A 22,324-nucleotide genomic window follows, 5' to 3' on the forward strand; every position below is an offset into this window, starting at 1 on the left:
GACGGGGTCGTGGCCCGGGTAGCCGAAGTGCACGTCTTCGATGTCGATCAGGGCCATGTGACGTCCAGTCGAAGGAGCGTTGCGCAGATGACCACGAGAAGCAGGCCGAACATGGCGTCGCGACGGGTGTAGACGAAGTCCTGCAGGAGCACGAGGCGCCCCGAAAACCCCCGGCATTTCATCGCGGCGAGGATGCGCTCGGACCGCTCGATCGCGCGCACCAGCATCATGCCCACGAGGTAGCCAAAGGTGCGGTAAGTGTGCCATGAGGTCGTGGGGCGGAAGGCCCGGACCTTCATCGCGGCGCGCAGGCGGAGGTATTCCTCGCGCAGGACCTCGATGTAGCGGATGGTGAACATCATCAGGTGCACGAGTTTTTCCGGACACCGCAGACGATAGAGCGCATGTCCCATGGTGACCGGCTCCATCGACCCGACCAGCGTCATGAGAGCGAGGATGACCGCATTGGCAGTCAGCGCGATCTCGACCGCCTGTCTGAGACCCTGCCATGACGCGTCGAAGCCCCAGACTGAGAAGATCACGTCGCCGGGCACGGTGAACGGAAAGAGCACCAGCATGAAGATGATGAAGCCGTCCATCGCCGCCATGCGCCTCAGCGTCGGCAGGATGGGCAGGCGCGAGAGCAAGAGGAAGGCGGCGGAGACGACAAGCGCCGCCAGCAGCGCAGCCAACGATGACAGCGCCACGACCACGACGCCGAAGACGCAGGCGCCCAGGATGCGGGTGCGCGGGTCGAGCTGGTTCACCGCGGTCAGGCCCGGTGCCCCGGTATCGGCCAGCGTCTTCTGCGCCTGTGTCAGCACGTGACCCATGGATCAGACCGCCATCTTGCGTCGGGCCGCGATGTAGAATCCCAGGCCGAACAGGCCGAGGATGTAGCCCAGCCCGCCAAGGATGGCCTGCAGGTCGTTCTTCTCCTTGTAGGCGGCGATTTCGCGGCGCAGGGGACGGATCTCGTCCCGGACGGCTTCGGCGATGACGTCACGCTCCTCTGCCGTCAGCCCGGCGACTGCGGCCGGGTTGGTTGCGTCGGTGGTCGCGGCGGGCGGCGGGGTCTCGATCACCGGCTTGCCGAGGATGGCGGCCACGTCTTCGGCGGGCAGGGTGGTCATCGCCACGTGCCCGGCGCCCAGATCGGCGCGGAAGCGATGCTCGACTGGTTCTTTCGGGGTGAAGACGAAGAAGCCATCGGCATCGGTGACCGCGCGTCCCAGTTCGGTACCGTCGGGGGCGGTGACGATCACCTCCTCGCCGACGGCCATTTCGCCGTTGGAGAAGCCGATCTCGCCCTCGATGGCGGACCCGGAGGGAAAGACGGCGGCGATGACCTTGTGGGCCTGGGCGGGCAGGGGCAGCGTCAGGAGCGCGGCGGCAAGGGCAAGGCGTTTCATGTTGTGCCTCGCTGCAGCGCAAAGAACAGGTCCGGCTTGACCTTGCGGCCCAGCAGGACGGCAAATCCGGTCAACAGCCCCTCGATGATCATCACCGGGATATGGGCGACGAACACCAGCTTGGCCGCCGGGATGAAGGCGTCGCCCGACAGCGCGAGGGAAAAGCCCACGAAACCGGTTGTTGCGGCGATGCAGAAGGTGCCGCCGACCGCGCCCCAGATGGCGCCCGTCACAGGCGTCCCGCACGAGATGAGCCGCCCGAAAAGGATGCCCGCCAGCACCGCCGGCAGCGCGATGTTCAGCGTGTTGACCCCGAGCACGGTGAGCCCCCCGAACCCGAAGAACACCGCCTGAAGCAGCAGCCCCACGAAGAGCGCCGGAAAGGCGGCCCAGCCGAGCACGAGCCCGGCAAGACCGTTCATGATGAGATGAACCGAGGACGGGCCGATGGGCACATGCACCAGCGATGCCACGAAGAAACTGGCCGACAGGACACCGGCGGCGGGGATGCGTTCCATGGTCAGCGACCGCAGGCCGTAGGCGATGCCGCCCGCCGCCAGCACGGCCCCGCCGATCACGACCGGGTTGGAAAGGGCTCCGTCCACGATGTGCATGGCGTCACTCCAGTTCCCAGGCGCGGATCCAGATCACGGCGTCCTGGCTGAGTTCCTTGCCCTCGTGCTCGGTCACCGGGCCCACGCCGAGTGCGGCAAAGCCCCAGTGTCCGGCCCTCGGGATGCCGAAGGTGAAGTACCCGTTGTCGTCGGACAACACGACGACGGCGCCGCCGGGCGGCGGGCTGACCACCGGATCGGTGGCGCGCGCTTGGTTCATGTCAGGCTCGGCCGCCATGAACTCGACCTCGATCTCGGCACCGGCGACGGGCTGGCCTTCGGACATGACCCGTCCGGTGAAGGTGGAGCCGGCCAGCACGTTGTAGGGCTTGTTCAGCGGCAGGATCTCGGCCGGGAGACCGACCGGATTCATCCAGTCGGTGGGCAGTTCGCTGCGGTTGAGGAAGGCCTTGGTGTACTGCTGGATGTACTTGTCTTCGGATTCCTCGAAATAGGGCTGCGGGACGGTCACGAGCACGTAGTCGCCCGACCGCTTGACCGGGACGCTTCCCAGAAAGGCCGGCGCCTCGTTCTCGGACCCGGTGAAAGCGGTCGGTTCGAGCCTGTCCAGAAGATCGGTGCGCTTGCCGTGATGCACCATGAAGAATTCCTTGGGCGTCTCCATCTCCATCACGTAGCCGTTGGAGAAGGGGTGCCAGAAGATCAGCTTGACCGGCACGTCGCCGGGGCGGTCGATGATGGTGTCCGATGTATATTCGAGAAGGAAATGCGCCTGTGTCATCGCCGGAAGCGCGATGCACGCCGCAAGGGCACTCAACGTGCGTTTCATGAAGTCGTCCCTGTCCACTGCGCCACACCCGGCGCGCGTCGTTTCTGGACGCTGGGAACGCTCGACCCCATCCGCGCGGCGGAATGACCCGCCGCCGCACAAGGCCAGACGCGCACCCCGGCGTCCGGTGGAAAGCGCCTCTTCCATGGGCGCCAGTCCGGCAGGTCTCCTGGCTCGCGGGTCATCGCATCTGGACTGGCCTTCCCGGATTTCTCCAGTGGCATATCAGCCCTGCTTGCCGCTTACAGTTGCGGGGGCAGCTGCAGGGTAGGCACTGGCGTGCCGCACTGCATTCCCTCTTTCCTCCGGGGCGTGAAAACCCCGGAACCGGACGTGCGATTTCCTTGCCAGAAAAGCGCGCGCCCGGTCAATTGCTATTTTTTGAGGGGTCGGGGACCGGCCTGAGACAGGCGCGGTCCCCCGTGAAACGCGATGGGCGGGTGGGCGTCAGGCGTCTTCCGGCGCCACGGCTGCAAAGCTCAGCGCATGACCGCCCAGGTCGCGGAAGGCGCGCTGGCGGCAGGTCAGCACGATGATCTGGAGGTCGCCCGCCTGGCGATGCAGCGCGTCGAACATCCGTTCGATCCGGTCGTCGTCGGTGAAGACCAGCGCGTCGTCGAGGATCACCGGCGCGGTGCGCCCGGCGTGGGACAACATGCGCGCAAAGGCCAGCCGGACCAGAAGGGCCACCTGTTCCTGCGTGCCGCCGGAGAGGATGTCGACCGGCTCGCTCTGGCCATCGCGGAGCAGCGCGTCCGGCAGCAGGGATTCCTCGCCCCAGGTCAGTTCCGCGTCCGGCCACAGCAGGTGGAGGAGCGGTTTCAGCTCGTGGGCGATGGGGGCGAAATAGCGGTCCCGGGCCTCGTTCCGGGCTGTTTCCAGCGCCTGTTCGAGCCGCCGCAGCACCGCCACCTCGTGTTCGATCCGGGCCAGCGCTTCGCGTGCCGACGTCAGCTTTTCGGTCGTCTCGGCCAGCCTCTCCTCGACCGCGTCCCCGGCGGACCGGCCGATGCGCTCTTCGAGCCGGGCGAGGAGCAGCTTCAGTCGGGCGGTTTCATCGCGCGCGCGGGTTTCCACGGATTCCGCGCGCGTGAGTGCGGCGCGCGCATTGGCGGGATCGGGCGCATCCTTGGCCTTGGCGGCATGTGCGGCCTGCTCTTGGGCCAGTGCCGCCTCCAGCACCGCCAGTTCGGAGGCCAGTTCTTCTTCCGTGGCGCCACCGGTCCGCGCAACGGCGTCTTCGGCCCGCGTCAGGCGGTCCTGCAACGAGGTCAGGGCGGTGTCGGCGCGCAGCACCTCCGCCCGGGCGTCCGCCAACCGCTCCGTTGCGGTGTCGAGCGCGCTGCGGGCGATGTCCCTTGCCTCTCTCGCGGCGGCGAGGTCTGCCTCCGCCTGCGCCAGATCGGGCAGGTCTTCGCCCTCCACAGGGATGGGGATCCGGGCGAGCGCGGCGCAGAGCTGTTCGATGCCCTCCGGCGCGAGGCTCTGCAGCACGGCCTTTGCCTCGGCGTGCTGCCGTTCCGCTTCGTTCCGGGCGGCGGCGGCATCTCGCGCGTCCTCTAGCGTCTCGGCACCGGCGGTTGCGAGTGCTGTGCGCAGGGCCTTGGCCGCGGCGTCTACGGTCCCCGCGTCGTGCCCGGTGTCGCCCGGTCGGATCTCCAAGTGACCGACACCGGCGATGTCGAGGCGGGCGGTCCGGGCGAGGGGGACCGTCTGTCCGCCGGGCAGAGCAGCGTCGCCGAAACGGATCGCTCCCTCGGACCCTGCCGTGTAATGGGCGATGATCTGCGTGGCCGTGGCGTCGCGGGCGGCGATGGCGGCGGCATGGGCGTTGGCCAGCGTCTCGATCCGGCGCAGCGCCGTGGCGTCGGGTCCGTTGCGGGCGGCGCCAGCCGCCGTCTCCATCCGGCGGCGCATCTCCTCCGCCTGCGCGATGCGGTTTTCCAGTTCGTTGCGGCGTTCGGCGCCGTCGCGCGCGGCCTGTGCCCGTTGCGCGGCGTTGCGGGTGGCCTCTGCTTTCGACAGGGCAGCCTCTGCGGCGTCGAACGTCTTTTGCGCGGCATCGCGCGTCGCCTGCGCCTTGTCCCGCGTGGCGGCGGCCGCCAGTTTTTCGGTGCCGGTGGCCTCGACCTGGCGCGCGGCCTCGGCCCGTTCGGTCTGCGCGGCGCGGAGGGAGGCGAGTTTGCCCCGGGCCGCCTCCCCCGTCAGGCGGGCCATGTCGACCCTGCGGGCGGCGGCATCAAGTTCCTCGGCATGGCGCATGGCGGCGGCATGGGCGGCGCGTGCGGTCTCCAGCTTTTCGCTGCGCTCGGCCACGGCGTCGGGGGCGTCCCATTCGGCAAGGTCGCGCCGGGCGCGCTTGCGCTCGGCCAGCGCGTCGTGAAGATCGCGGGCGGTCGCCGAAAGCGCTGCCTCCTGCTCGGTCAGAGCCTCCACCGTGTCGATGGCGGCCTTCCACGCGCCGCCGGTCTTCGGCTTGCCGGTGCCGGTGGCGAGGGCGGAGAGTTCGTCACGACAGCGCGCCAGTGCCCTGTCCATCCGCCGCCCGCCGGTCATCGCCTCGACCTCGTCCCCGACCGAGGTCATCAGGTCGCGGCGGGCTTCGAGCGCGGCCTGCCGTTCCTTCGTTGTGCCGGCTGTCAGATCGGTGACGCCTTGCCGCACCCAGATCAGCCCGGACGGCCCGCCCGCGTCGCCGCCCAGTAGATCGGCGATCCATGCCTCTGCCGCGTCGGCCTGCGCGATCAGCCGGCTGCCCTGATGGACCGTCGCCGCGGGCTTCTGGAACCAGCGCTTGGAAAGGGTGAAGCGGCCGTCGGCGGTCTCCAACTCGACCGTGACCTCCGGGGCGCCGCCCGCGTGCGGCCTGAGCGACGAAACCTCCTTGTCACGCGACCCGTGCGGCTTGAAGAACAGCGCCTGGATGGCATCGAAGAGGGTGGATTTGCCGTGTTCGTTGGGCTCGCAGAGCACGTTCAGCCCGTCGCCCAGCCCGTCGACCCGCGCCGGTTCCGTGAAGCGGCGGACGTTGTTGAGGGTGATGCTGCGCAGTTTCATTCAGCCTCCTCCCGCACATAGGCGTAAAGCCGGGCGAGGGCGTCGGCCGCCACGTCGCGATCCGCCTGCGACAGCGTCTCGGCGTTGGCGTCCGCCATCAGGCCGTCCGCCGCCATCCGCAGCGCGCCCGCCCGGTCGATCGCATCTAGGTCGGCGGCCTCGAACAGGGCGCCGAGTGCGTCGGTCCGCAGCTCGAAATGGGCAAAGTCCGGGGCCGCGTCGGCGGCCGCGTTCTGCAGGGATACCTGCTGCGGCAGGTTGGCCCAGCCGGAGGCCGCGACGCGCAAGAGGATGTCGCGCCGCCCTGTCGCGGGCAGCGCATCGGCCAGCGCCGCCGCGGCGTCCTGCCGTGCGGTAAGGGGAAGGGCGACCTCCTGCCAGAGGAACGATCCCGTGGGGACCTCTTCGATGGCGGGCACAGCGCCCGGACCGTCGAGACTGACACACAGGCAGACACCGCGCTGACCGTGCTTGAAGCGGTCCTGTTCCGGGGTGCCGCTGTAGTGCACCCGGTCAGAGACCGTGAGCCGCCCGTGCCAGTCGCCGAGCGCGAGATAATCGAGCCGCGCGCTGCGGTCCCGGTCGGGCGCGATGGTGTCCCCGGCCTCGGTGAAATCGGTGACGCCGCCGTGCGCCAGACCGATGCGCAGGAGACCTTCGGCGCTGGTCATGCCGGGCAGGGCCTCCGTCGGGTCGCTGCCGAGGGCGCGGTAGGCCACGGGGCAGGGCAGGAGGACCGCGCTGTCGCCCAGTTCACGCGGGGCGGTTTCGGTGACGGCGATGACGTTTGAGGGGGCGTCCTTGCGGATCGTGTCCCAGAGCGGTTCGGCATCGCGCATGTTGTCGTGGTTGCCGGGCAGGAGCCACCAGGTCACGCCCTCCGCCTCGGCCATGGCGCCGAGCGCCTGGCGGATCACCGGGGCCGAGGGCGTCGCCGTGTCGAAGGTATCGCCCGCCAGCAGCACATGGGCGGCACCACGGCTGCGCGCCGCCTCTGCCAGTTTGCCGATGACCGCGTGCCGCGCCTCCATCAGGCGGCCGCGGATGTTGCCGTCGGGCGGCTGCGGGATGTTGGCGAACTTCCGGCCGATGTGCAGGTCGGATGCGTGGATGAAACGGAAAGCCATGGCCTGCTCCTGGTATGCGATTCGTGCCTTCGCGGGAACGGAAGTCAGACTGCGGCAGGTGGGGGACAGAAACTGTCACGGCCCCTGCGCGGCTGTCCCGTCCTTCGTGGCACGGCCCGGAGAGGGGAGAGAACCATATTCGGGGCGCCGCTCCAAGTGGGGGACGGGATTATCCCTTCTCGCAGGAACGGGCGCGTCTGCGCCGGATGGTGGCGCAGACGCGGTCCTGTGTGTTCAGGAACGTTCCGAAAGGGGCGGCCGGCCCAAACGGCGAAATGCCCGGGTCAGCGCCGAAGGTTCATCTCCTCGACGTCGACACCCAGCGGGTCGCTCAGGTCGGCAATGGAATCGTACAGCAGTTCGAGGGTATAGAGCGGGTTGTGCGCGTAGTTGCCCGGATCGGCGGTGACCAGCTTCCAGTTGAAGGCGGCGCGCAGGCTGCGCGGGGTCCACGACTTGTAGGCCACCGGACTGCCGTCTTCCATGTCGATGGCGCCGTCGCCGTTGGCATCGGCAAAGAAATAGGGGTAGCGCGTGCCATCGTAGATCACCGGCGCCCCGGCGACTTCGGTGGTGTAGGCGCGGATCATGTCCATCAGCGTCCCGGCATTGGCGGCGATGTCGGAATGGATGCCGACGTCGGTCTTGCCGCTGCCGTCGTAGCTTTGCCGGGCGATGCGGATGTCCTCGGGGGACTCGGCCTCGTGGCAGGTCTGGCAGGGTTCGAAAACGATCTCCAGCGTGTGCGGTTCGTGGCAAGAGTTGCAGCTTTCCACGGGCTTGGCGTGGAAGAACCGCCCGGAGTAGGTCTGGCCCTCGTAGTGATACCCCGCCTCGCCGTACCCGCCGAGCCAGGTGGCCGCAGCCGTAGCGTAGTGCGGGTTGATGAAGCCGAGATCGGCGTTGGGTTCGTCGACGGGCAGGCCCGCGATGGCCTTTTCCACGTCCGCCCCCGCCGACCGGCCCTGGTGGCAGGTCAGGCAAGACGCTTCGACGCCCGTCACCGGATGCACCACGCCACTGGGGAAGGTGATCTCGCGCACCTCTGCCAGCCCGGCGTTGTGGCAGGTGCCGCAGTCAACGACACCGCCGGTGTTGATCGGGCCGTCCACGACACCGGCCTCCGTGCCGTCCAGCCCGTGGAAATCGCGGAACCCTTCGCCCGAATGGCAGGTGGCACAGCGCGCGTTGACCTCGCCCTCGTCGTCCCAGTGGCGGAACGCTTCGGCGGCGGCATTGGCATGGGCGGAGCGGAACCAGTCCTGGATCGCCTTGTCGTTGTCGATGTTGATCTCGGACGGCGAGAACGGACCGGATTGCGGGAGCGCGAAGGGGATGACGGGGGCCTCGCCTTCCGCGTCGTCGGAGGCTGATTGCGCGGTTGCGGACGCGGCGAACAGCAGGCCCGCGATCACGCCCGCGGCAAGGGACGGCACGAGCGATCCGGGGAAGGGTGACGGCATGGGCAATCTCCTTTCGAAGCAGGTTTGCAATTGCAGCAAGGATCGCGCGGTTGCGAAAAGATGGCATTGATTCAAATCATATCGTGGACCGAAAGCCGCCGTTAACCTTCAACTTCGAGGCGTTTTCAACAGGCGCATAAGGCACTGCAACCGAGTGGGAGAAGGATGGGTTTTTTCAGGGCGGGAAAGGGACTGGTCCCGGCGATCGCCGCATTGCCGGAACGCCGCGAGGACACTTGCGTCACGACGGAAGAGGCGGCGGTCCTGCCGCCCGCGGGTCCGATCCCGCACGTCACGCCTCTGGTCGCCGAAGGTGACCGCGTGGCGCAGGGAGAGGCCGTTGCCCACCTGCGTCATGCGCCCGGGATTCGTCTGACCGCTCCCATCGCCGGAACCGTGGCGCTGATCGTCATGCGTCCCGGGCGCAGGCTGGTGGAAATCGTGTTGTTCCGCGACGGGGACGCGGTTGTCCGGCACGAGACGAGCGACCAGACCCCTGACGGGTTGCGCCGTCTCTTCCAGGCGTCGGGAGCCTGGCCCCTGCTGCGCAGGCGGCCGTTCGGCGGAATGCCCGATGCAGAGGAGGTGCCCGCCGCGATCCTCGTCATGGCGACCGACACGCGCCCGGGTGCCCCCGATCCCGGCGCGGCGCTTGAAGGGCGGGAGGAGGACTTTGCCCGGGGCGTTGGTGCGCTGCAGAAGCTGACCGATGGCCCGGTGATCGTCTTTGCCCAGGCGGACGCGTTGCCCTCAGGGCTGTCGCTGAGCGCGCAGGTGGTGCATCGCGGCCGCCGTCATCCGCAGGGATTGCCGGGGATCTGCTGCCACGGGGTCTTTCCCGCGGGCCTTGGCGCGCCGGTCTGGGACATACATGCCGAAGACGTGGCCGCCATGGGCGCCCTGCTGGACACTGGGGTGTTGCCGGTCATGCGGCAGGTGCGCATCGGGGGTACGGGTCTGCGCGAAGGACGAAGCCTGCGGACCCACCCCGGCGCGGACCTCCGGCAACTCACTCGCCGGATCGTGGCCCCCGGACCGCACACGATCCTGTCCGGCAGTGCACTGGATGGGCACGTGGGTCACTGGCTCGCGCAGCGCGACCGGCAGGTGACGGTCCTGCCTGCACAGGGACCGGCGCGTCCTCGGCACTGGCTGGCGCAAGCTCTCGGCCGCTCCCCGCGCGGTCTGCCCGCGATCCCCACGGCGGGGCTGGAGCAGGCCTTCGCGGCCACGCTTCCCGCGGCGCCCTTTCTGCGTGCCCTTGGCGCGGGGGATGACGAGACGGCGATGAAGCTTGGTGTGCTGTCGCTGCTGGAGGAGGACGTGGCCCTGGCCGATTACGTGCTGAGCGAGAACGGAGAGATCGCCACCCAGCTGCGCACCATGCTGGATCGCATCCGGTCGGAGTTCGCAGCGTGATCCGGGGGCTCTGGAACCGCGAAACCGTGGCGGCCGTGCTGCTCGCCGCGCATCTGCCCATCGTGGTGATGTGGATCGCCTACGGCGGGGCGGACACGCTGTTCCGCTTCGGCCTCGCGGCGCTGGTGATCGGCGTCTGGCACCTCGTCTTCCTGCTGGTGCGCGCGCAGGCGCCGTCTCTGTCCGCGGTCCTCGCGGCCCTCGCCATCGCGATCCTGATGCCCGAGGACCTCGGCGCATTGCGCGCGGCCCTCGGCATCAGTTTCGGCATCGTGATGGGAGAGCTGGTCTTCGGTGGCTGGGGCCGGAACGTGGTCCACCCGGCGACGGTGGCGCTGTCTTTCCTCGGGTTCGGCTTCCCGGCCTTCGGCTGGCCCGCGTTCGACGCGCCGGTGGCATGGGCGGTCGTACCGGCTGCGCTGATCGGCATGGGGACGGGCGTGATGCCGGGCGGCGTGATCGCCGGAGCCGTCATCGTCGGTGCGGCGGCGGGCGTCTTCGGTGTGTTGCCGGTGCCGGTCCTGCATGTCGGCGCGCTGGTGCTGGTGCTGCTGGTCGCCGACCCCGTCACAAGCGCTGCGACCCGCGGCGGTCGCTGGCTGGAAGGCGCACTTTATGGCGCCCTCCTGATCCTGTTTGCAACCGGGTGGACCGGGGCGGCGCCGGTGCAGATCGCCGTCGCCGCCGCGCTGCTGGCCTCGCTGGCGGCCCCGCTTCTGGACGAGGCCGCGCTGGCGCTCTGGATCGCCCGCAGAAGGAGACGTCATGGCAGAACGTGACCTGAACCCGCTGCGCCGCCTGATGGCGCTGCCCAACGAAAGCCGCGCCAAGACGATCATCGTGGCGTTCGTCGTTTCGGCGATCTGTGCCGCGCTGGTCAGTGGCGCGACAGTGATGCTGCGCCCGATCCAGGCGGCCAACCGCGCGGCTGAGGAACAGGCCCGGATCGCCTCTTTGGTGGCGGGCATTCCCGGCATGTCGGCGCTGCTGAAGGAGGCGGGCGGGACGCTCTCGACCGTGGTGATCAACCTCGACAGCGGGCGCGCGGCCGAGGACGTGACGCCCGCAACGCTCGACGCGGCGCTGGCCGATCCGGGCAACTGGACGGCGCTTACACCCGCCGAGGATCTGGCCGGTCTGGGGACGCGGCCGGACTTCGTGCAGGTCTACCTGCTGCGCGAGGGTGAAGATATCTCGCTCGCGCTGCTGCCGGTCAGCGGGCAGGGCTACGGCGGGCGGATCGACGCGATCCTCGCAGTGCAGGGCGACATGAACACGGTGGCCGGTATCGCCGTCACCCGCCATTCGGAGACGCCCGGCCTTGGCGGCCGGATCGAGGAGGCGTCGTGGCAGGCGGGCTTTGCCGGGACCGAACTGCGCGATGATGCGGGCACCGTCCAATTCCGCGTGGCGCAGGGGACTGCCACCGGCCCCTACGAGGTCGACGGCATCACCGGCGCCACACGCACCGGGCGGGGCATGACGCAGATCGTCCGCTTCTGGCTCGGCCCCGAGGGGTACGGCCCGCTGATCGACGCCATCGCGCGCGGGGAGTTCTGAGCGATGGCACGGACTTCTGCATGGACCACGCTGACCGAGCCGCTGATCCGCCAGAACCCGGTGATCCTGCAGATCCTCGGCATCTGCTCGGCGCTGGCGGTGACGACGACGCTGGCCACGGCGCTGACCATGTCGGTGGCGCTGACCGTGGTGCTGACGCTGGCGGCGGGTATCGTCAGCACGATCCGGCGGCATATTCCCGACACCATTCGGCTGATCGTGCAGATCGTCATCGTCTCCTCGCTGGTGATCGTCATCGACCAGGTCTTGCAGGCCTATTTCGCCGAGATCAGCCGCGCGCTGTCGGTCTACGTGGGTCTTATCACCACCAACTGCCTCGTCCTCGGCCGGACGGAGGCCTATGCCCGCCGCCACCCGCCGCTGCCCGCGATGATCGACGCCTTCGGCAACGGGCTGGGCTATTCGCTGGTGCTGCTGGTGATCGGCGGGCTGCGCGAACTGCTCGGCAAGGGGGAGCTGTTCGGCGCAACTGTCCTGCCGCTTGCCAGCGAGGGCGGCTGGTTCACGCCGCTCAGCCTGATGCTGCTGGCGCCCTCCGCCTTCTTCCTGCTGGGCCTCTTGGTCTGGACGGTGCGCAGCGTGCTGCCGGAGCAGGCCGAGGCGCCGGAGCACACGCCGCCGGGCAGAGCGGAGGTGACCGAATGACCGATCTGTGGAACCTGTTCCTGATGTCGGCCTTCGTCGACAACATGCCCCTGACGCTGTTCTTGGGCCTCTGCACTTTCCTTGCGCTGTCGAAGAAACCCGAGGCGGCGCTGGGGCTGGGCATCGCGATGATCGGTGTGATGGGGCTGACGGTGCCGTTGAACCACATCGTCTATCGCTACCTGCTGGCGCCGGGCGCCTGGGGCTGGGCCGGGATGCCGGAGATCGACCTGTCCTATCTGTCGCTCATCGCCTTCATCGGGGTCATCGCCGCGTCGGTGCAACTGCTCGAGATGCTGCTCGACCGTTTTGTGCCCGCGATCCACGCGGCTTTCGGGGTCTTCCTGCCGCTGCTGACGGTGCAATGCGCGATCCTCGCCGGGAGCCTCTTCATGGTGGAGCGCAACTACACCCTGGCACAATCGACGGTCTTCGGGCTGGGCAGCGGCGTCGGTTTCGCGCTGGCGGTGGCGATGCTGGCGGCGATCCGAACGCGGCTGGCCTATGCCGACCTGCCCGCGGGGCTGCGCGGGCTGGGCATCGCCTTTGTCCTGACCGGGTTGATGTCGTTGGGCTTTGCCTCCTTCGCACAGATGGCGGCGTCGCAATGACGGAGGTTGTGCTGGGAAGCGCCGTGATCGTGCTGCTGGTGGTGGGGATGAGCCTGGGGCTCGTGGTCCTGCGGCGGCGGCTGGTGCCGGACACCGGGCTGGATGTGGTGGTGAACGCCACGACCCACCTGACGGCCAGGCGCGGCGACAAACTGCTGGGGGTGCTGCATAACGCGGGCATCGGTCTGCCCGCCGCCTGTGGCGGATCGGGGACCTGCGGGCTCTGCCGCGTGACGGTGGAGGGCGAGGGCGCGGGCGAACCGCAGGCGACGGAACGGGGCGTCCTGTCGCCCAGGGAACGGCGCGCCCATGTCCGGCTGGCCTGCCAGACCCGGCTGCGCGGCGATTGCGCGGTGACCGTGCCGGATGACATCCTCAGTGCCGGGGGCGGCGTGACCTGCACGGTGCGCTCGACCCGGATGCTTGCCCCGCTGATCCGGGAGATCGTGGTGGACCTGCCGCCCGACCATCCGACGGAGTTCCTCGCCGGCGATTTCATGCAGGTCACCGCGCCGCCCTACAGCCTCGATTTCGCGACGCTCGACGTCCCGGCAGAGTTCGCAGAGGCCTGGGACATCGCGGGCTGGCGTAGGTTGAGATCGCAGTCCGGGGCGGAGGTGACACGCGCCTATTCGCTTGCCACCCGGCCGGAGGACACAGGGCGCGCCGTTTTCAACATCCGCCTCGCCGTGCCGCCTGCAGGACGGGAGGAAGAGGTGCCGCCGGGCTGTGTCTCGTCGTGGATGTTCTCGCTGAAGCCGGGCGACAGGATCACGTTGTCCGGGCCCTTCGGCGAGTTCCATGTCCAGCCCACCGACCGCGAGATGGTCTTTGTCGGCGGGGGCGTGGGCATGGCGCCTCTGCGCGCGATGATCCACCAGCAACTGGGGCGGGGGACGCAACGACGCATCCGCTACTTCTATGGCGCGCGCTCTGCCGCCGACCTGTTCTACACCGACGAATTCCACCGGCTGGCCGCCGAGCATCCGAACTTCAGCTGGACACCGGCCTTGTCGGATCCGGCACCGGGCGATCGCTGGCTGGGGGCTACGGGGTTCGTCCACGACATCCTGCGCCGCGAGATGAGCGCAGATCCCGCGCCCGAGGAATGCGAGTACTACCTCTGCGGGCCGCCGGTGATGATCTCGGCGGTGCTGTCCACGCTCGACCGGCTCGGCGTCGAGCCCGAGCAGATCTTCTATGACGATTTCGGAGCCTGAGATGATGAAACGCCTTCAGGAACCCACCCGCCGCGCGGCCCTTACCCTGATCGGCAGCGCCTGTGTCCTGCCACGCATGGCACTTGCAGCAGGCGGCGGGGTCGAGACGCTGAGCGGCCGGGCCTTCGGCACGGATTGGCGTGTGAGCGTGCCGGAGGGGCAGGGGCTGGCAGGGCTCAGGCCCGAGATCGACGCGCTCTTTGCCCGGATCGACCGGCAGCTTTCGCCCTGGCGGCCCGACAGCGCGATCAGCCGCTTCAACGCAGGCGGGACGGAGGGGGACGATCCCGCGCTGTGCCACGTGGCGTCTGCCGCGGTGGAGATTGCCCGGCAAAGCGAGGGCGCCTTCGATCCGACCGTGGGGCCGCTGGTGGCGCGCTGGGGATTTGGCCCGGTCAGCGGCGGTGCGCCGGACTGGCGGGCCTTGTCCGTCAGCGCGGAGAGCATCACCAAGCGGCGGGCCGACCTGACGCTCGACCTTTGCGGCATTGCCAAGGGCTGGGCGCTGGACCGCGCTATGGTCCTGATGGGCGAGGCCGGGTTCACGGACGTGCTGTTCGATCTGGGCGGAGAGCTGTCGGCGCGCGGCCACCACCCGACCGGCCGGGACTGGAGGGTCGCGGTCGATGCGCCGTTCCCCGGTGCGCCGTCACCCGCCACCCTGCGCCTGCCCGACCGCGGCGCGGTCGCCACGTCCGGCACCGGCGTTCAAAGCTATGCGCTGGGGGGCAGGCGCTACAGCCACGTGATCGACCCGCGCGCGGAGGCGCCGGTGGCGGGCCGACTGCGCGCCGTGTCGGTGGTCGCATCGGACGCCATGAGTGCCGACGGTTGGGCCACCGCTCTGCTGGCGGCGGGCGAGGAGCGGGGGCCCGGGATCGCCCGCGCCCGGAACCTCGCGGCGCTGTTCCTGCTGGAGGACGCTGGCGCGCTGAGCCAGATCCGAACCGGCGCCATCGATGACATGATCCTCTGAGCGAAAGGCATTGGCCATGGAAATCCTCCTTGCCGTGATCACCGTGACGCTCGCCGCCTGCGGCATCGGGCTCGGGCTGATATTCGGCGGCAAACCCGTGCGCACCAGCTGCGGCGCGGCAGAGGGACTGCCCGGCGGACGCTGCGCCGATTGCCCGCTGCGGCGGCGCGCGGCGCAGGTGCAGTCGGAGGTCGGATCGTGACCGCCTACCGCATCCGGAGCATCCTTCGGCACGAGGTGCCCACGCTTGCGCCCGACATGCCCATGCGCCGCGCGGTTGCCATCCTGGTGGAAACGAAATCCGCCGCTGCCCCCGTTATGACGGACGATGGGCGCCTAGTCGGCATCCTGACCCAGAAAGACTGCTTCCGCCCCGCGCTGCACGCCAGCTATCACCGGGACTGGACAGGGCTGGTGCGCGATCACATGTCTGCCGAGGTGGTGACCGTCGATATCGACGACGAGGTCATCCGCGTGGCGGAGATGTTCCTCGATCTGCCGCACCGGCTGTTCCCGGTTCTGGATCAGGGCCACGTCGCGGGCATGATCCATCGCTCGGACGTGCTGGGCTTGCTGATCCGGATGGGGTGACCGGAGGAACCGTTTTCAATGGTCGGAGGGAGGCGGCGCGCGAAAGCGTGGACTGAACCCCTCAATCGTCAGGGCTGCGCAGGCCAAGCAACAGCCGGTGATAGCGACGTCTCATATGCGTTTGCGCCTGAACCGTCGGACCCTGCCGCCCGCTCCACCAGACGCGCCCTGTTCCCGGGGCGTGTCCGTTGTTCCAGCCCGGCCAGTGTATTGCGTGCTGACAGGCCCGGGAGCCCATCCGTCTTGCCTCACTGAGTCAGTTTGGCCGTGATCTGGGCGAAGAGTTCCTCGTTTTCCTGGTCCCGGCCAACGGGTTCCTGCGTGTAGCTGATCTTGACGATGACGATGTTGTTGGCGGGATCGACACGGATGAACTGGTGGTGCAGTCCGAGTGCCATGAACACGTCGCTGCCCGCGTCGGTCCACCACTGGTACTGGTACCCCACCGGTTCGCCGGGTGCGACCGGCTCGTAGCCCTCGTCGGGAACGGTGGCCTCCGTCACCCAGTCGGCGGGCACCACCTGCTTGCCGTTGGCCATGCCGCCCTGCAGGAACATCTGGCCGAAGCGCGCATGGTCGCGCGCGGTGGAGGCAAGGCCCGCACCGTAGAATTCGCGGCCCACGTCGTCCGGCCCGTCCATGATCCAGTAGGCGTCGTATTCCGCGCCCATCGGCTGCCAGAGCTTCTCGCTCATGTACTCCGCCCCGGTGCGGCCGGTGACCCGTTCCACGATGCAGCCCAGCACGCTGGTGTCGAGCGTGGCGTAGTTGAAGCGTTCGTCGGGGGCCGTCTCGCCCTTCTCCGACTCGTTCGCGGCGTAGTCGCACCAGCGGTACTTGTAGCCCACTAGCGCGTTGTCGTGGACCGTGGTCAGCTGCGTCTCGCTGCCGAACTCGTAGCGTTCCTCCCATGCCACGCCGGACCGCATCCGCAGCACGTCGCGTACCGTGGCCCCTTCGTAGCCTGAGCCTTGCATCTCGGGCAGGTACTTCGTGACCTTGTCGTCGAGGCTGTCGATCAGCCCGTCCTCCAGCGCGAAACCGATCAATGTCGAAGTGTAGGACTTCGCGACCGAGAAGGTGAGGAAGCGCGTGTCCGGGCCGCTGCCGTTGCGATAGGTCTCGTGCACGATGGCGCCGTCCTTCAGCACCACCAGCGCGTTGGCCCGCGTCCGTTCGAGCGCGCCTTCGAGATCGTAGGTCTCGCCCAGGATCGTGTACTCGCCGTCGAGCGGGATCGGGTTCTCCGGCAGCGTCCATGTCTCGCTTCCGGCGGGGACGGTGCGCGTCGCGAACATCTGGTCCATGTGCTGGAACGTCAGGTAGTTGAGCGAGGGCAGGAACATGCTGGCGCGTGCCTCGATCATGGTCGTGGTCAGCCAGCGGTCGGGATCGGCGGTCTGGGCAGTAGCAGAGCCGCAAAGGCCTACCACAATGGCCGCGGCGGTGAACGTCGCCGTCAGGTGGTTCAGATGTCTCATGCGTTTCTCCTCTGGTGCATGGGACCTGTCGACGATTGCCCGTTCTCCGATTGCCCTGCGCCCCCCCGCCGATTGGAATCCGGCGGAGGCCTGACATAAGATCGCCCGGTCATGTCCAGCCCTCCCGGAGGGACACGACGGAAACGAACTGTCGGAGCGCGCAGGATCATGAACGAAACCCACCCCCGAACCGGTCTGGCACCATGATTGCAATCGCCAGAAACTTTTAGTCAATAAAAAAATATATGGTATAATAGATTATCCGGATGGACAGCTCGAAGAAAACCATGGCGATGAGAGACGATGAACAGGCCGCCGGCGGAGCGGGGCCCGCGACCGGACTGAGGTCGCGCAAGAAGGCCAGGCGGCACGAGGAGATCCTCGATCAGGCCCGCGCGCTCTTCTCCGAGAAGGGCGTGGATGCCGTGACAATGGCCGAAATCGCCGAAGCTGCGGGCGTGTCGACACCGACGGTTTTCAACTACTTCGGCAACAAGGACGGCATCCTGATCGCAATGATCACCGACGGCGCGCAGAATGCCCGCGACAACAGCAAGGTGATGGAGCCGCGCACGGATGTCGATTTCCTCAGCACCCTGATGACGGTCTTCATGGATATCTCGGTCGAGACGATGGAGATCGCCAGCAAGCGCATCTGGCGCTACGCCAATGCAGCGGCAATCCGTCACTCGGAGTCGGAATTCGCACGGTCGTTTCAGGACGTTGACGCTGCGCTGATCGGTGTGATCGAAGCCATTCTCGGACGCTACAGCCTGACGCTGCACGACGGTTCAGCGGGGGACGCGCGGCACATCGCACAGCTGCTCTTCGATGTCTGGCTCAGCACCTTTCAGGTCTTCGTCGGCGTCCAGGAAATGACGATCGAGGCGCACGAGGACAAGCTGAGGGCCCGTTTCGCGCCGCTGTGCAAGATGATCTTTGCCCCCGAATTCCTTGCCCGGCCGACACTGGCAGACGCGGCACCGCACTGATCCTTGCGAACGAGCAGGCGGTGTTCAACGCCCGCCGCGCAGCCGCGCCAGTTCGGTCTTCATCCGGGCGACCCTGTCGTGATGCGCATCGCCGCGGCGCAGGCTGACGGCGGTCGAAAGTATGTCGATCACCACGAGATGCGACAGCCGCGACACCGTCGGCGTATAGAGATCCGTGTTCTCCAGCGTTTCGACCACCAGCGTCACGTCGCAATGGCGGGTGAGGGGGCTTTCCGCCTGCCCGGTGATGCCCACCGTCGCCGCCCCCCGCGCGTAGGCCGTGGCCATCGCCGACACGATTTCACGCGTCTGGCCGGTGTTGGAAATCGCAACCGCCGCATCGCCCAGTTGCAGCATGCCGGCGGTCATGAACATCTGGTGGGCATCGGAGGGCGCACCGCAGGGCACGCCGAACAGCGGGAACTTCTGCTGCGCGTCGCGCGCCACGATGCCGGATGCACCGAAGCCCAGGAACTCGATCCTTTGCGCGGCGGCCAGCAGGTCCACCGCCGCACCGATCCGTTCCACGTCCAGCCGGGACTGCGCCCAGTTGAGGTTCGAGAGGTTGAAATCGAAGATCTTGGTCACGATGCCGGGCAGGTCGTCGGCGTCGCTGATCGCGGTGTGTGACGTGGTCCGGGCAAAGGCGAGGCTGCGCGCCAGCCGGACCCTCAGGTCGCGGAACCCCTCGCAACCGATTGCGGCACAGAAACGGATGACGGTAGGTTCGGAAACCTCCGCTGCCTTGGCTAGCCGGGCGAGCGTCATGGCCACCACCTCTTCGGGGCGGTCGAGGACGACCTCGGCCACACGGCGGTCGGACTTGCGCAGGTCGTCCCGCAGGCGGACGATCTCTTCCAGCAGGTTGTCGTTCGGCGTGGGCGTGCTGTGCATCGTGGCTTTCTTTCTCAGGTGTTTGCGACGTCGCCCGGGAGGGCGCGCCCACCTGTCAGGGCTGTGAGGCCACGCGGCCCGTCGCCTCCGCAGCAATCTGCGAGATGGCGTCGAACCCCGGGCCGGACGTGGGGATCGGCACGTCGAAGACCTCGGCAATGACCTGCGTCCAGCCGTGGATGAAGTAGGTCCAGCCGTCCTCGATCTGCAAGCCGCGCGCCGCCTGTTGTGCCCGTGCCTGGTCGAGGAACACGAGATCGCCGCGATAGTTCAGCTCCCACACGATGCCGCCATGCGGGAAGGGGCCGTCGAAGGTCAGCGGAGAGCCGGGGGCATCCTTGCCCAGCCCGGTCGCGTTCACCACGACCGAGCCGGGCTGCAGCGTTTTCATCTGCGCATCGTTGTCCTCGCGCCGGTCTGCCAGCACGTAGTCGCAGGGAACATCGCAGCCGGACGCCTCGTGGAACGCGCGGATGTGGTCGAGGCGGGGCTGCGTGCGGTCGGTGACGACGATCCGCGCCGGCCGGTTGGCGCCGCGTGACGGCTGCGCAAGGTGCCAGGTCAGTGCGATGGTCGACCCGCCTGCGCCCATCGACAGAAGCTCCGCCCCTGTGTCGGCAAAATGGTTCGTAGTGAGGACCCCGTCGAGTGCGAGACCGGAAGAGATCGGGTCCTTCGCATGGCAGATCAGCCGTCCGTTGCGCTTCGACAGGCAGGAGGTTTCGGCCATCAGGCGCGCTTGCGGGTCAATCTCGTCGAAGAGGTCGGCGCAGGCGGCGTAGAGGTCCAGCTTGTGAGTCGTCACAAGCGCGCCGAGGCTGAGCGGGTCCTCCTTGATGAAGCGCGTCACGGCGCGGTAATTTTCCACCGTGTCATGTGGTTTCAGGTCGATGCCCTTGATCGCGACGTCGCCCAGACCGAGGTGAGCGGCCCACTTCGGAAAAACCCGCATGATCGACGAGGCGCCGGTGGTGACGCCGATGAAGTAGAAGGTCGGTTTCTGGGCCGGGGTCATGGTGCCTCGCTGCATGGGGATTGCCATCGTACGCGTCAGGCGGCGGTGGCCAGAACGGCGTCGATCTCGGCGCGGGTGCGCGGGCGGTAGGCGGCGTTGTCGACCGCCTCCCAGCCTTCCGGCCCGGCGACGATGCGTTTCGCCATACCGCCCGAGCGTTCGATGATACCGTAGTCCTGTCCGCTGTCGCTGGGGTAGCAGAAGCTCATCACCAGCGGCTGCAGCCCGGTGTTGACGGAGCGGTGGATCCACATCGGGGGGACGTAGACCATCACGCGCGGGCGGATCTCCAGGACCCGCGTCTCGCCCTCAGGGCTTTCCAGCAGCATCACGCCTTCGCCGCTTTCGCCGTAGTAGGTTTCGGGACGGTTGCCGGTGGCATGGATATGGCCGCGCGTCATGAAAAACTCGCGCCCGACGCGCCCCGGCTGCATCCATGTGGTCCCGAAGATCAGGTCGCCGGACGCCTGCTGCGGCCTTACCTCGTGCACGACGTAGACGATGCGGTCCGGGTCCTCGACCTTGAGCGTCTCGAAAGCCTGAGCGTCCTCATAGAGGCCCGCAAGGTCCGACAGGCGTTTTTCATACCGCCCGGTGGCTGCGCTCAGGTGCCCGGTCGACGGATCGATGACGTGGGCGGTCGGGGGCTGATACATCGGCGGGACTCTCGGCTGATAGGTAGTTTAACTACATCTGTAACGGGGGACGCGTCGATTTGGCAAGGCTGTGCCTGTCTCTCCATGTGGGCGGCGCAGACCGGTTTCGGGCTTTGAGTGTAAGATTGGTCCGTTTCTAGGGCATTGGATGTCAATTGCACTGACGCTTTGCCCGCCTGCCACTGGCTGCGATATCGTAGTTTTTCTACCTATACCGCTTGCGCGCGCCAGTGCGCGTCGGCACTCTGCCTGCCAGGGAGAAGCCCGCAAGCGGAGGAGAGACCATGCGCGACCTTTATCTGGCCATCGATGTCGGCACCGGCGGGCTGCGGTCTGCTCTGGTCGGGCGCGACGGGCGCATCCTTGCCTTTGCCCACCGCGAGCACGAGCAAATCGTTCCGCAGTTCGGCTGGTCGGAGCAGCGCCCCGCCGATTGGTGGCAGGGCACGCAGGACACTATCCGTGCGGTTCTGGCCGATGTCGATGGCGCTGCGGCCCGGGTTGCGGCGATTTGCACTTGCGGACAGATGCACGGCACGGTCCTGGTGGACGCGGACGGCCACCTGACCCGAGACACTGCCCCCTTGTGGAACGACAAACGCACGGCGCCGCAGGTGGAGGCATTCTCGGGCCGGGTCGGGCAGGGCGCGTACCTCGATCTCGCCGCAAACATGCCCGCGACCGCCTGGCCCGCCTTCAAGCTCGCCTGGATCGCGGAGCACGACCCGCAGGCCATGGCACGGACTGCGGCGGTCCTGATGCCGAAGGACTGGATCAACCTGTGCCTCACCGGACAGCTTGCGCAGGACCGGACGGAGGCCTCGCTGTCCTTCCTTATGGACTGGCGCAGCCGCGACTGGTCGGAGGTGTTGTGCCGGATGACCGGGGTGGACCCTGCGCTTCTGCCGCCGCTGCACGATGCCGGGGACATCCTCGGGCCGCTGCTGCCGGAGGTGGCGCAGGCGCTTGGCCTCGACGGCGGAATCCCTGTGCTGGTGGGCGCGGGCGATTACCCCATGGCGCTGCTCGGATCGGGCGTGATCGGGCCCGGCATGGGATCGGACGTGACCGGCACCTCGACGATCATCACACTGACGCATGACAAGCCGGTCATCGATCCGGAGATATCGAACGTGCTGTCGGCGGGCGGCGACTGGGGGGCCATGACGCTGCTCGACGCCGGAGGGGACGCGGTGCGGTGGGCGCGGCGCGCCTTTCATGGCAACGACCGCAGCTATGCCCGGATCGCGGAGGACGCGGCGCAAGCGGTGGCGGGATCGGACGCGCTGTTCTTCCTGCCGTACCTGTCCGGTGAACGGTTCAACCCGCGCAGCCGAGCGCAATTCTTCGGCCTGACGGCCAGCCACGGCCTGCCGGAGCTGCACCGTGCCGTGCTGGAGGGGGTTGCCTTCTCCGTCCGCCAGAAGCTCGACGGGCTGCAGGGCGGGCAGGGGCGGCCGGAGCGGATCGTGGCGGCCAGCGGCGGCGCGAAGAACGCCCTCTGGCTGCGGATCAAGGCGAGCATGTACGGTGTGCCCTACCTCGTCCCCGAAGAACTGGAATGCGGCGTCGTGGGCGCGGCCATGCTGATGGCGGTGGCGACGGGCAATGCACCGGACCTGAAAGCGGCGGCCACGAAAATGGTGCGCTTTGCCGACGAGGTGCAGCCCGATCCCGTCTGGGCGGAGGTCTACGACCGGATGATGCCCATCTACGCGCGGCTCTACGACAGCGCGCAGGAGATCCTGGCGGAGATGGAGGGGCTGCTCTGAGGCTCGGC

Annotated in this window: 22 protein-coding genes and 1 riboswitch; of the genes, 11 read left to right on the plus strand and 11 right to left on the minus strand. The window is 68.1% G+C overall.

The window, feature by feature from the left end; all coding sequences use genetic code 11:
* Positions 1–47 precede the first annotated feature (47 nt).
* The 7 genes from cbiQ to CDO87_RS20770 form a co-directional block, all read right to left on the minus strand.
* Positions 48–833 carry a cobalt ECF transporter T component CbiQ gene (gene cbiQ / locus CDO87_RS20740; RefSeq protein ID WP_100930542.1) on the minus strand — a complete coding sequence of 262 codons (786 nt, stop codon included), beginning with the start codon at positions 831–833 and terminating at the stop codon, positions 48–50.
* A 3-nt stretch (positions 834–836) separates the two neighbouring features.
* The gene (locus CDO87_RS20745; RefSeq protein ID WP_100930543.1) at positions 837–1,412 is read right to left on the minus strand and encodes a cobalt ABC transporter permease; all 576 of its coding nucleotides are present in this window, start codon (positions 1,410–1,412) and stop codon (positions 837–839) included.
* Positions 1,409–2,026: a cobalt transporter CbiM gene (gene cbiM / locus CDO87_RS20750; protein WP_100930544.1), complete on the minus strand. Its 618-nt coding sequence runs from the start codon at positions 2,024–2,026 to the stop codon at positions 1,409–1,411. The genes CDO87_RS20745 and cbiM overlap by 4 nt, the downstream gene beginning before the upstream one ends.
* 4 nt (positions 2,027–2,030) lie before the next feature.
* The gene (locus tag CDO87_RS20755; RefSeq protein WP_100930545.1) at positions 2,031–2,816 is read right to left on the minus strand and encodes a DUF4198 domain-containing protein; all 786 of its coding nucleotides are present in this window, start codon (positions 2,814–2,816) and stop codon (positions 2,031–2,033) included.
* A 141-nt stretch (positions 2,817–2,957) separates the two neighbouring features.
* Positions 2,958–3,163: riboswitch (cobalamin riboswitch) on the minus strand.
* A gap of 100 nt (positions 3,164–3,263) precedes the next feature.
* Positions 3,264–5,873, minus strand: coding sequence for an AAA family ATPase (locus tag CDO87_RS20760; RefSeq protein ID WP_100930546.1), 2,610 nt, complete (start codon positions 5,871–5,873; stop codon positions 3,264–3,266).
* A complete protein-coding gene (locus CDO87_RS20765; RefSeq protein WP_100930547.1) occupies positions 5,870–7,000 on the minus strand; it encodes a metallophosphoesterase in 1,131 nt (376 codons plus the stop codon). Before CDO87_RS20765 ends, CDO87_RS20760 begins: the two co-directional genes overlap by 4 nt.
* A 284-nt stretch (positions 7,001–7,284) precedes the next feature.
* The gene (locus CDO87_RS20770; protein ID WP_157815065.1) at positions 7,285–8,463 is read right to left on the minus strand and encodes a cytochrome c3 family protein; all 1,179 of its coding nucleotides are present in this window, start codon (positions 8,461–8,463) and stop codon (positions 7,285–7,287) included.
* 165 nt (positions 8,464–8,628) lie between these two features.
* Here CDO87_RS20770 and CDO87_RS20775 point away from each other — a divergent pair, with 165 nt between their 5' ends.
* Genes CDO87_RS20775 through CDO87_RS20815 form a run of 9 tightly spaced genes read left to right on the plus strand, consistent with a single transcriptional unit; the run spans position 8,629 to position 15,506 of the window.
* Entirely contained in the window at positions 8,629–9,882 is a 1,254-nt protein-coding gene (locus CDO87_RS20775; RefSeq protein WP_100930548.1) for a hypothetical protein, read from the plus strand.
* Complete coding sequence (locus CDO87_RS20780) at positions 9,879–10,661, plus strand: RnfABCDGE type electron transport complex subunit D (protein ID WP_100930549.1); 783 nt, start codon at positions 9,879–9,881, stop codon at positions 10,659–10,661. The genes CDO87_RS20775 and CDO87_RS20780 overlap by 4 nt, the downstream gene beginning before the upstream one ends.
* Positions 10,648–11,442, plus strand: coding sequence for an FMN-binding protein (locus tag CDO87_RS20785; protein ID WP_100930550.1), 795 nt, complete (start codon positions 10,648–10,650; stop codon positions 11,440–11,442). The genes CDO87_RS20780 and CDO87_RS20785 overlap by 14 nt, the downstream gene beginning before the upstream one ends.
* Before the next feature lie 3 nt (positions 11,443–11,445).
* Positions 11,446–12,108: an NADH:ubiquinone reductase (Na(+)-transporting) subunit D gene (locus CDO87_RS20790; protein WP_100930551.1), complete on the plus strand. Its 663-nt coding sequence runs from the start codon at positions 11,446–11,448 to the stop codon at positions 12,106–12,108.
* A complete protein-coding gene (nqrE, locus tag CDO87_RS20795; protein ID WP_100930552.1) occupies positions 12,105–12,719 on the plus strand; it encodes an NADH:ubiquinone reductase (Na(+)-transporting) subunit E in 615 nt (204 codons plus the stop codon). The genes CDO87_RS20790 and nqrE overlap by 4 nt, the downstream gene beginning before the upstream one ends.
* On the plus strand, positions 12,716–13,939 hold the full coding sequence (nqrF, locus tag CDO87_RS20800; protein WP_100930553.1) for an NADH:ubiquinone reductase (Na(+)-transporting) subunit F: 1,224 nt from the start codon (positions 12,716–12,718) through the stop codon (positions 13,937–13,939). Before nqrE ends, nqrF begins: the two co-directional genes overlap by 4 nt.
* Position 13,940: 1 nt before the next feature.
* Complete coding sequence (locus CDO87_RS20805) at positions 13,941–14,915, plus strand: FAD:protein FMN transferase (protein ID WP_198521773.1); 975 nt, start codon at positions 13,941–13,943, stop codon at positions 14,913–14,915.
* 16 nt (positions 14,916–14,931) lie between these two features.
* The gene (locus CDO87_RS20810) at positions 14,932–15,117 is read left to right on the plus strand and encodes a hypothetical protein (RefSeq protein ID WP_100930555.1); all 186 of its coding nucleotides are present in this window, start codon (positions 14,932–14,934) and stop codon (positions 15,115–15,117) included.
* Positions 15,114–15,506 carry a CBS domain-containing protein gene (locus CDO87_RS20815; RefSeq protein WP_100930556.1) on the plus strand — a complete coding sequence of 131 codons (393 nt, stop codon included), beginning with the start codon at positions 15,114–15,116 and terminating at the stop codon, positions 15,504–15,506. Before CDO87_RS20810 ends, CDO87_RS20815 begins: the two co-directional genes overlap by 4 nt.
* A gap of 248 nt (positions 15,507–15,754) precedes the next feature.
* Here the strand turns inward: CDO87_RS20815 and CDO87_RS20820 are convergent, their stop codons facing one another.
* Entirely contained in the window at positions 15,755–16,987 is a 1,233-nt protein-coding gene (locus CDO87_RS20820) for a serine hydrolase (RefSeq protein ID WP_100930557.1), read from the minus strand.
* Positions 16,988–17,274: 287 nt separating this feature from the next.
* Here CDO87_RS20820 and CDO87_RS20825 point away from each other — a divergent pair, with 287 nt between their 5' ends.
* Positions 17,275–17,979: a TetR/AcrR family transcriptional regulator gene (locus CDO87_RS20825; protein WP_157815067.1), complete on the plus strand. Its 705-nt coding sequence runs from the start codon at positions 17,275–17,277 to the stop codon at positions 17,977–17,979.
* A 24-nt stretch (positions 17,980–18,003) separates the two neighbouring features.
* Here CDO87_RS20825 and CDO87_RS20830 read toward each other — a convergent pair whose 3' ends face one another.
* From CDO87_RS20830 to CDO87_RS20840, 3 genes are read right to left on the minus strand one after another with little or no spacing between them, the layout of a single operon-like run.
* The gene (locus CDO87_RS20830; protein ID WP_100930559.1) at positions 18,004–18,873 is read right to left on the minus strand and encodes a MurR/RpiR family transcriptional regulator; all 870 of its coding nucleotides are present in this window, start codon (positions 18,871–18,873) and stop codon (positions 18,004–18,006) included.
* A gap of 55 nt (positions 18,874–18,928) precedes the next feature.
* Positions 18,929–19,888 carry a shikimate dehydrogenase gene (locus CDO87_RS27080; protein WP_100931063.1) on the minus strand — a complete coding sequence of 320 codons (960 nt, stop codon included), beginning with the start codon at positions 19,886–19,888 and terminating at the stop codon, positions 18,929–18,931.
* A gap of 35 nt (positions 19,889–19,923) precedes the next feature.
* The gene (locus CDO87_RS20840; RefSeq protein WP_100930560.1) at positions 19,924–20,544 is read right to left on the minus strand and encodes a glucose-6-phosphate isomerase; all 621 of its coding nucleotides are present in this window, start codon (positions 20,542–20,544) and stop codon (positions 19,924–19,926) included.
* A 284-nt stretch (positions 20,545–20,828) separates the two neighbouring features.
* Between CDO87_RS20840 and CDO87_RS20845 the strand changes: the two genes are divergently transcribed.
* Positions 20,829–22,316 (plus strand): FGGY-family carbohydrate kinase, encoded by a 1,488-nt coding sequence (locus tag CDO87_RS20845; protein ID WP_100930561.1) that lies wholly within the window; start codon positions 20,829–20,831, stop codon positions 22,314–22,316.
* Positions 22,317–22,324 lie beyond the last annotated feature (8 nt).

The sequence above is a fragment of the Sagittula sp. P11 genome, from assembly GCF_002814095.1.
In the GTDB taxonomy this organism is placed as follows: Bacteria; Pseudomonadota; Alphaproteobacteria; order Rhodobacterales; family Rhodobacteraceae; genus Sagittula.

Coding starts and splice junctions, on each gene's coding strand:
- CDO87_RS20755 (WP_100930545.1), bottom strand. CDS start 2,816: ATGAAACGCACGTTGAGTGCCCTTGCGGCGTGCATCGCGCTTCCGGCG.
- CDO87_RS20810 (WP_100930555.1), top strand. CDS start 14,932: ATGGAAATCCTCCTTGCCGTGATCACCGTGACGCTCGCCGCCTGCGGC.
- CDO87_RS20785 (WP_100930550.1), top strand. CDS start 10,648: ATGGCAGAACGTGACCTGAACCCGCTGCGCCGCCTGATGGCGCTGCCC.
- CDO87_RS20840 (WP_100930560.1), bottom strand. CDS start 20,544: ATGTATCAGCCCCCGACCGCCCACGTCATCGATCCGTCGACCGGGCAC.
- CDO87_RS20760 (WP_100930546.1), bottom strand. CDS start 5,873: ATGAAACTGCGCAGCATCACCCTCAACAACGTCCGCCGCTTCACGGAA.
- CDO87_RS20765 (WP_100930547.1), bottom strand. CDS start 7,000: ATGGCTTTCCGTTTCATCCACGCATCCGACCTGCACATCGGCCGGAAG.
- CDO87_RS20830 (WP_100930559.1), bottom strand. CDS start 18,873: ATGCACAGCACGCCCACGCCGAACGACAACCTGCTGGAAGAGATCGTC.
- nqrE (WP_100930552.1), top strand. CDS start 12,105: ATGACCGATCTGTGGAACCTGTTCCTGATGTCGGCCTTCGTCGACAAC.
- CDO87_RS20845 (WP_100930561.1), top strand. CDS start 20,829: ATGCGCGACCTTTATCTGGCCATCGATGTCGGCACCGGCGGGCTGCGG.
- cbiQ (WP_100930542.1), bottom strand. CDS start 833: ATGGGTCACGTGCTGACACAGGCGCAGAAGACGCTGGCCGATACCGGG.
- cbiM (WP_100930544.1), bottom strand. CDS start 2,026: ATGCACATCGTGGACGGAGCCCTTTCCAACCCGGTCGTGATCGGCGGG.
- CDO87_RS20820 (WP_100930557.1), bottom strand. CDS start 16,987: ATGAGACATCTGAACCACCTGACGGCGACGTTCACCGCCGCGGCCATT.
- CDO87_RS20770 (WP_157815065.1), bottom strand. CDS start 8,463: ATGCCGTCACCCTTCCCCGGATCGCTCGTGCCGTCCCTTGCCGCGGGC.
- CDO87_RS20745 (WP_100930543.1), bottom strand. CDS start 1,412: ATGAAACGCCTTGCCCTTGCCGCCGCGCTCCTGACGCTGCCCCTGCCC.
- CDO87_RS20775 (WP_100930548.1), top strand. CDS start 8,629: ATGGGTTTTTTCAGGGCGGGAAAGGGACTGGTCCCGGCGATCGCCGCA.
- CDO87_RS27080 (WP_100931063.1), bottom strand. CDS start 19,888: ATGACCCCGGCCCAGAAACCGACCTTCTACTTCATCGGCGTCACCACC.
- CDO87_RS20805 (WP_198521773.1), top strand. CDS start 13,941: ATGATGAAACGCCTTCAGGAACCCACCCGCCGCGCGGCCCTTACCCTG.
- nqrF (WP_100930553.1), top strand. CDS start 12,716: ATGACGGAGGTTGTGCTGGGAAGCGCCGTGATCGTGCTGCTGGTGGTG.
- CDO87_RS20790 (WP_100930551.1), top strand. CDS start 11,446: ATGGCACGGACTTCTGCATGGACCACGCTGACCGAGCCGCTGATCCGC.
- CDO87_RS20825 (WP_157815067.1), top strand. CDS start 17,275: ATGGCGATGAGAGACGATGAACAGGCCGCCGGCGGAGCGGGGCCCGCG.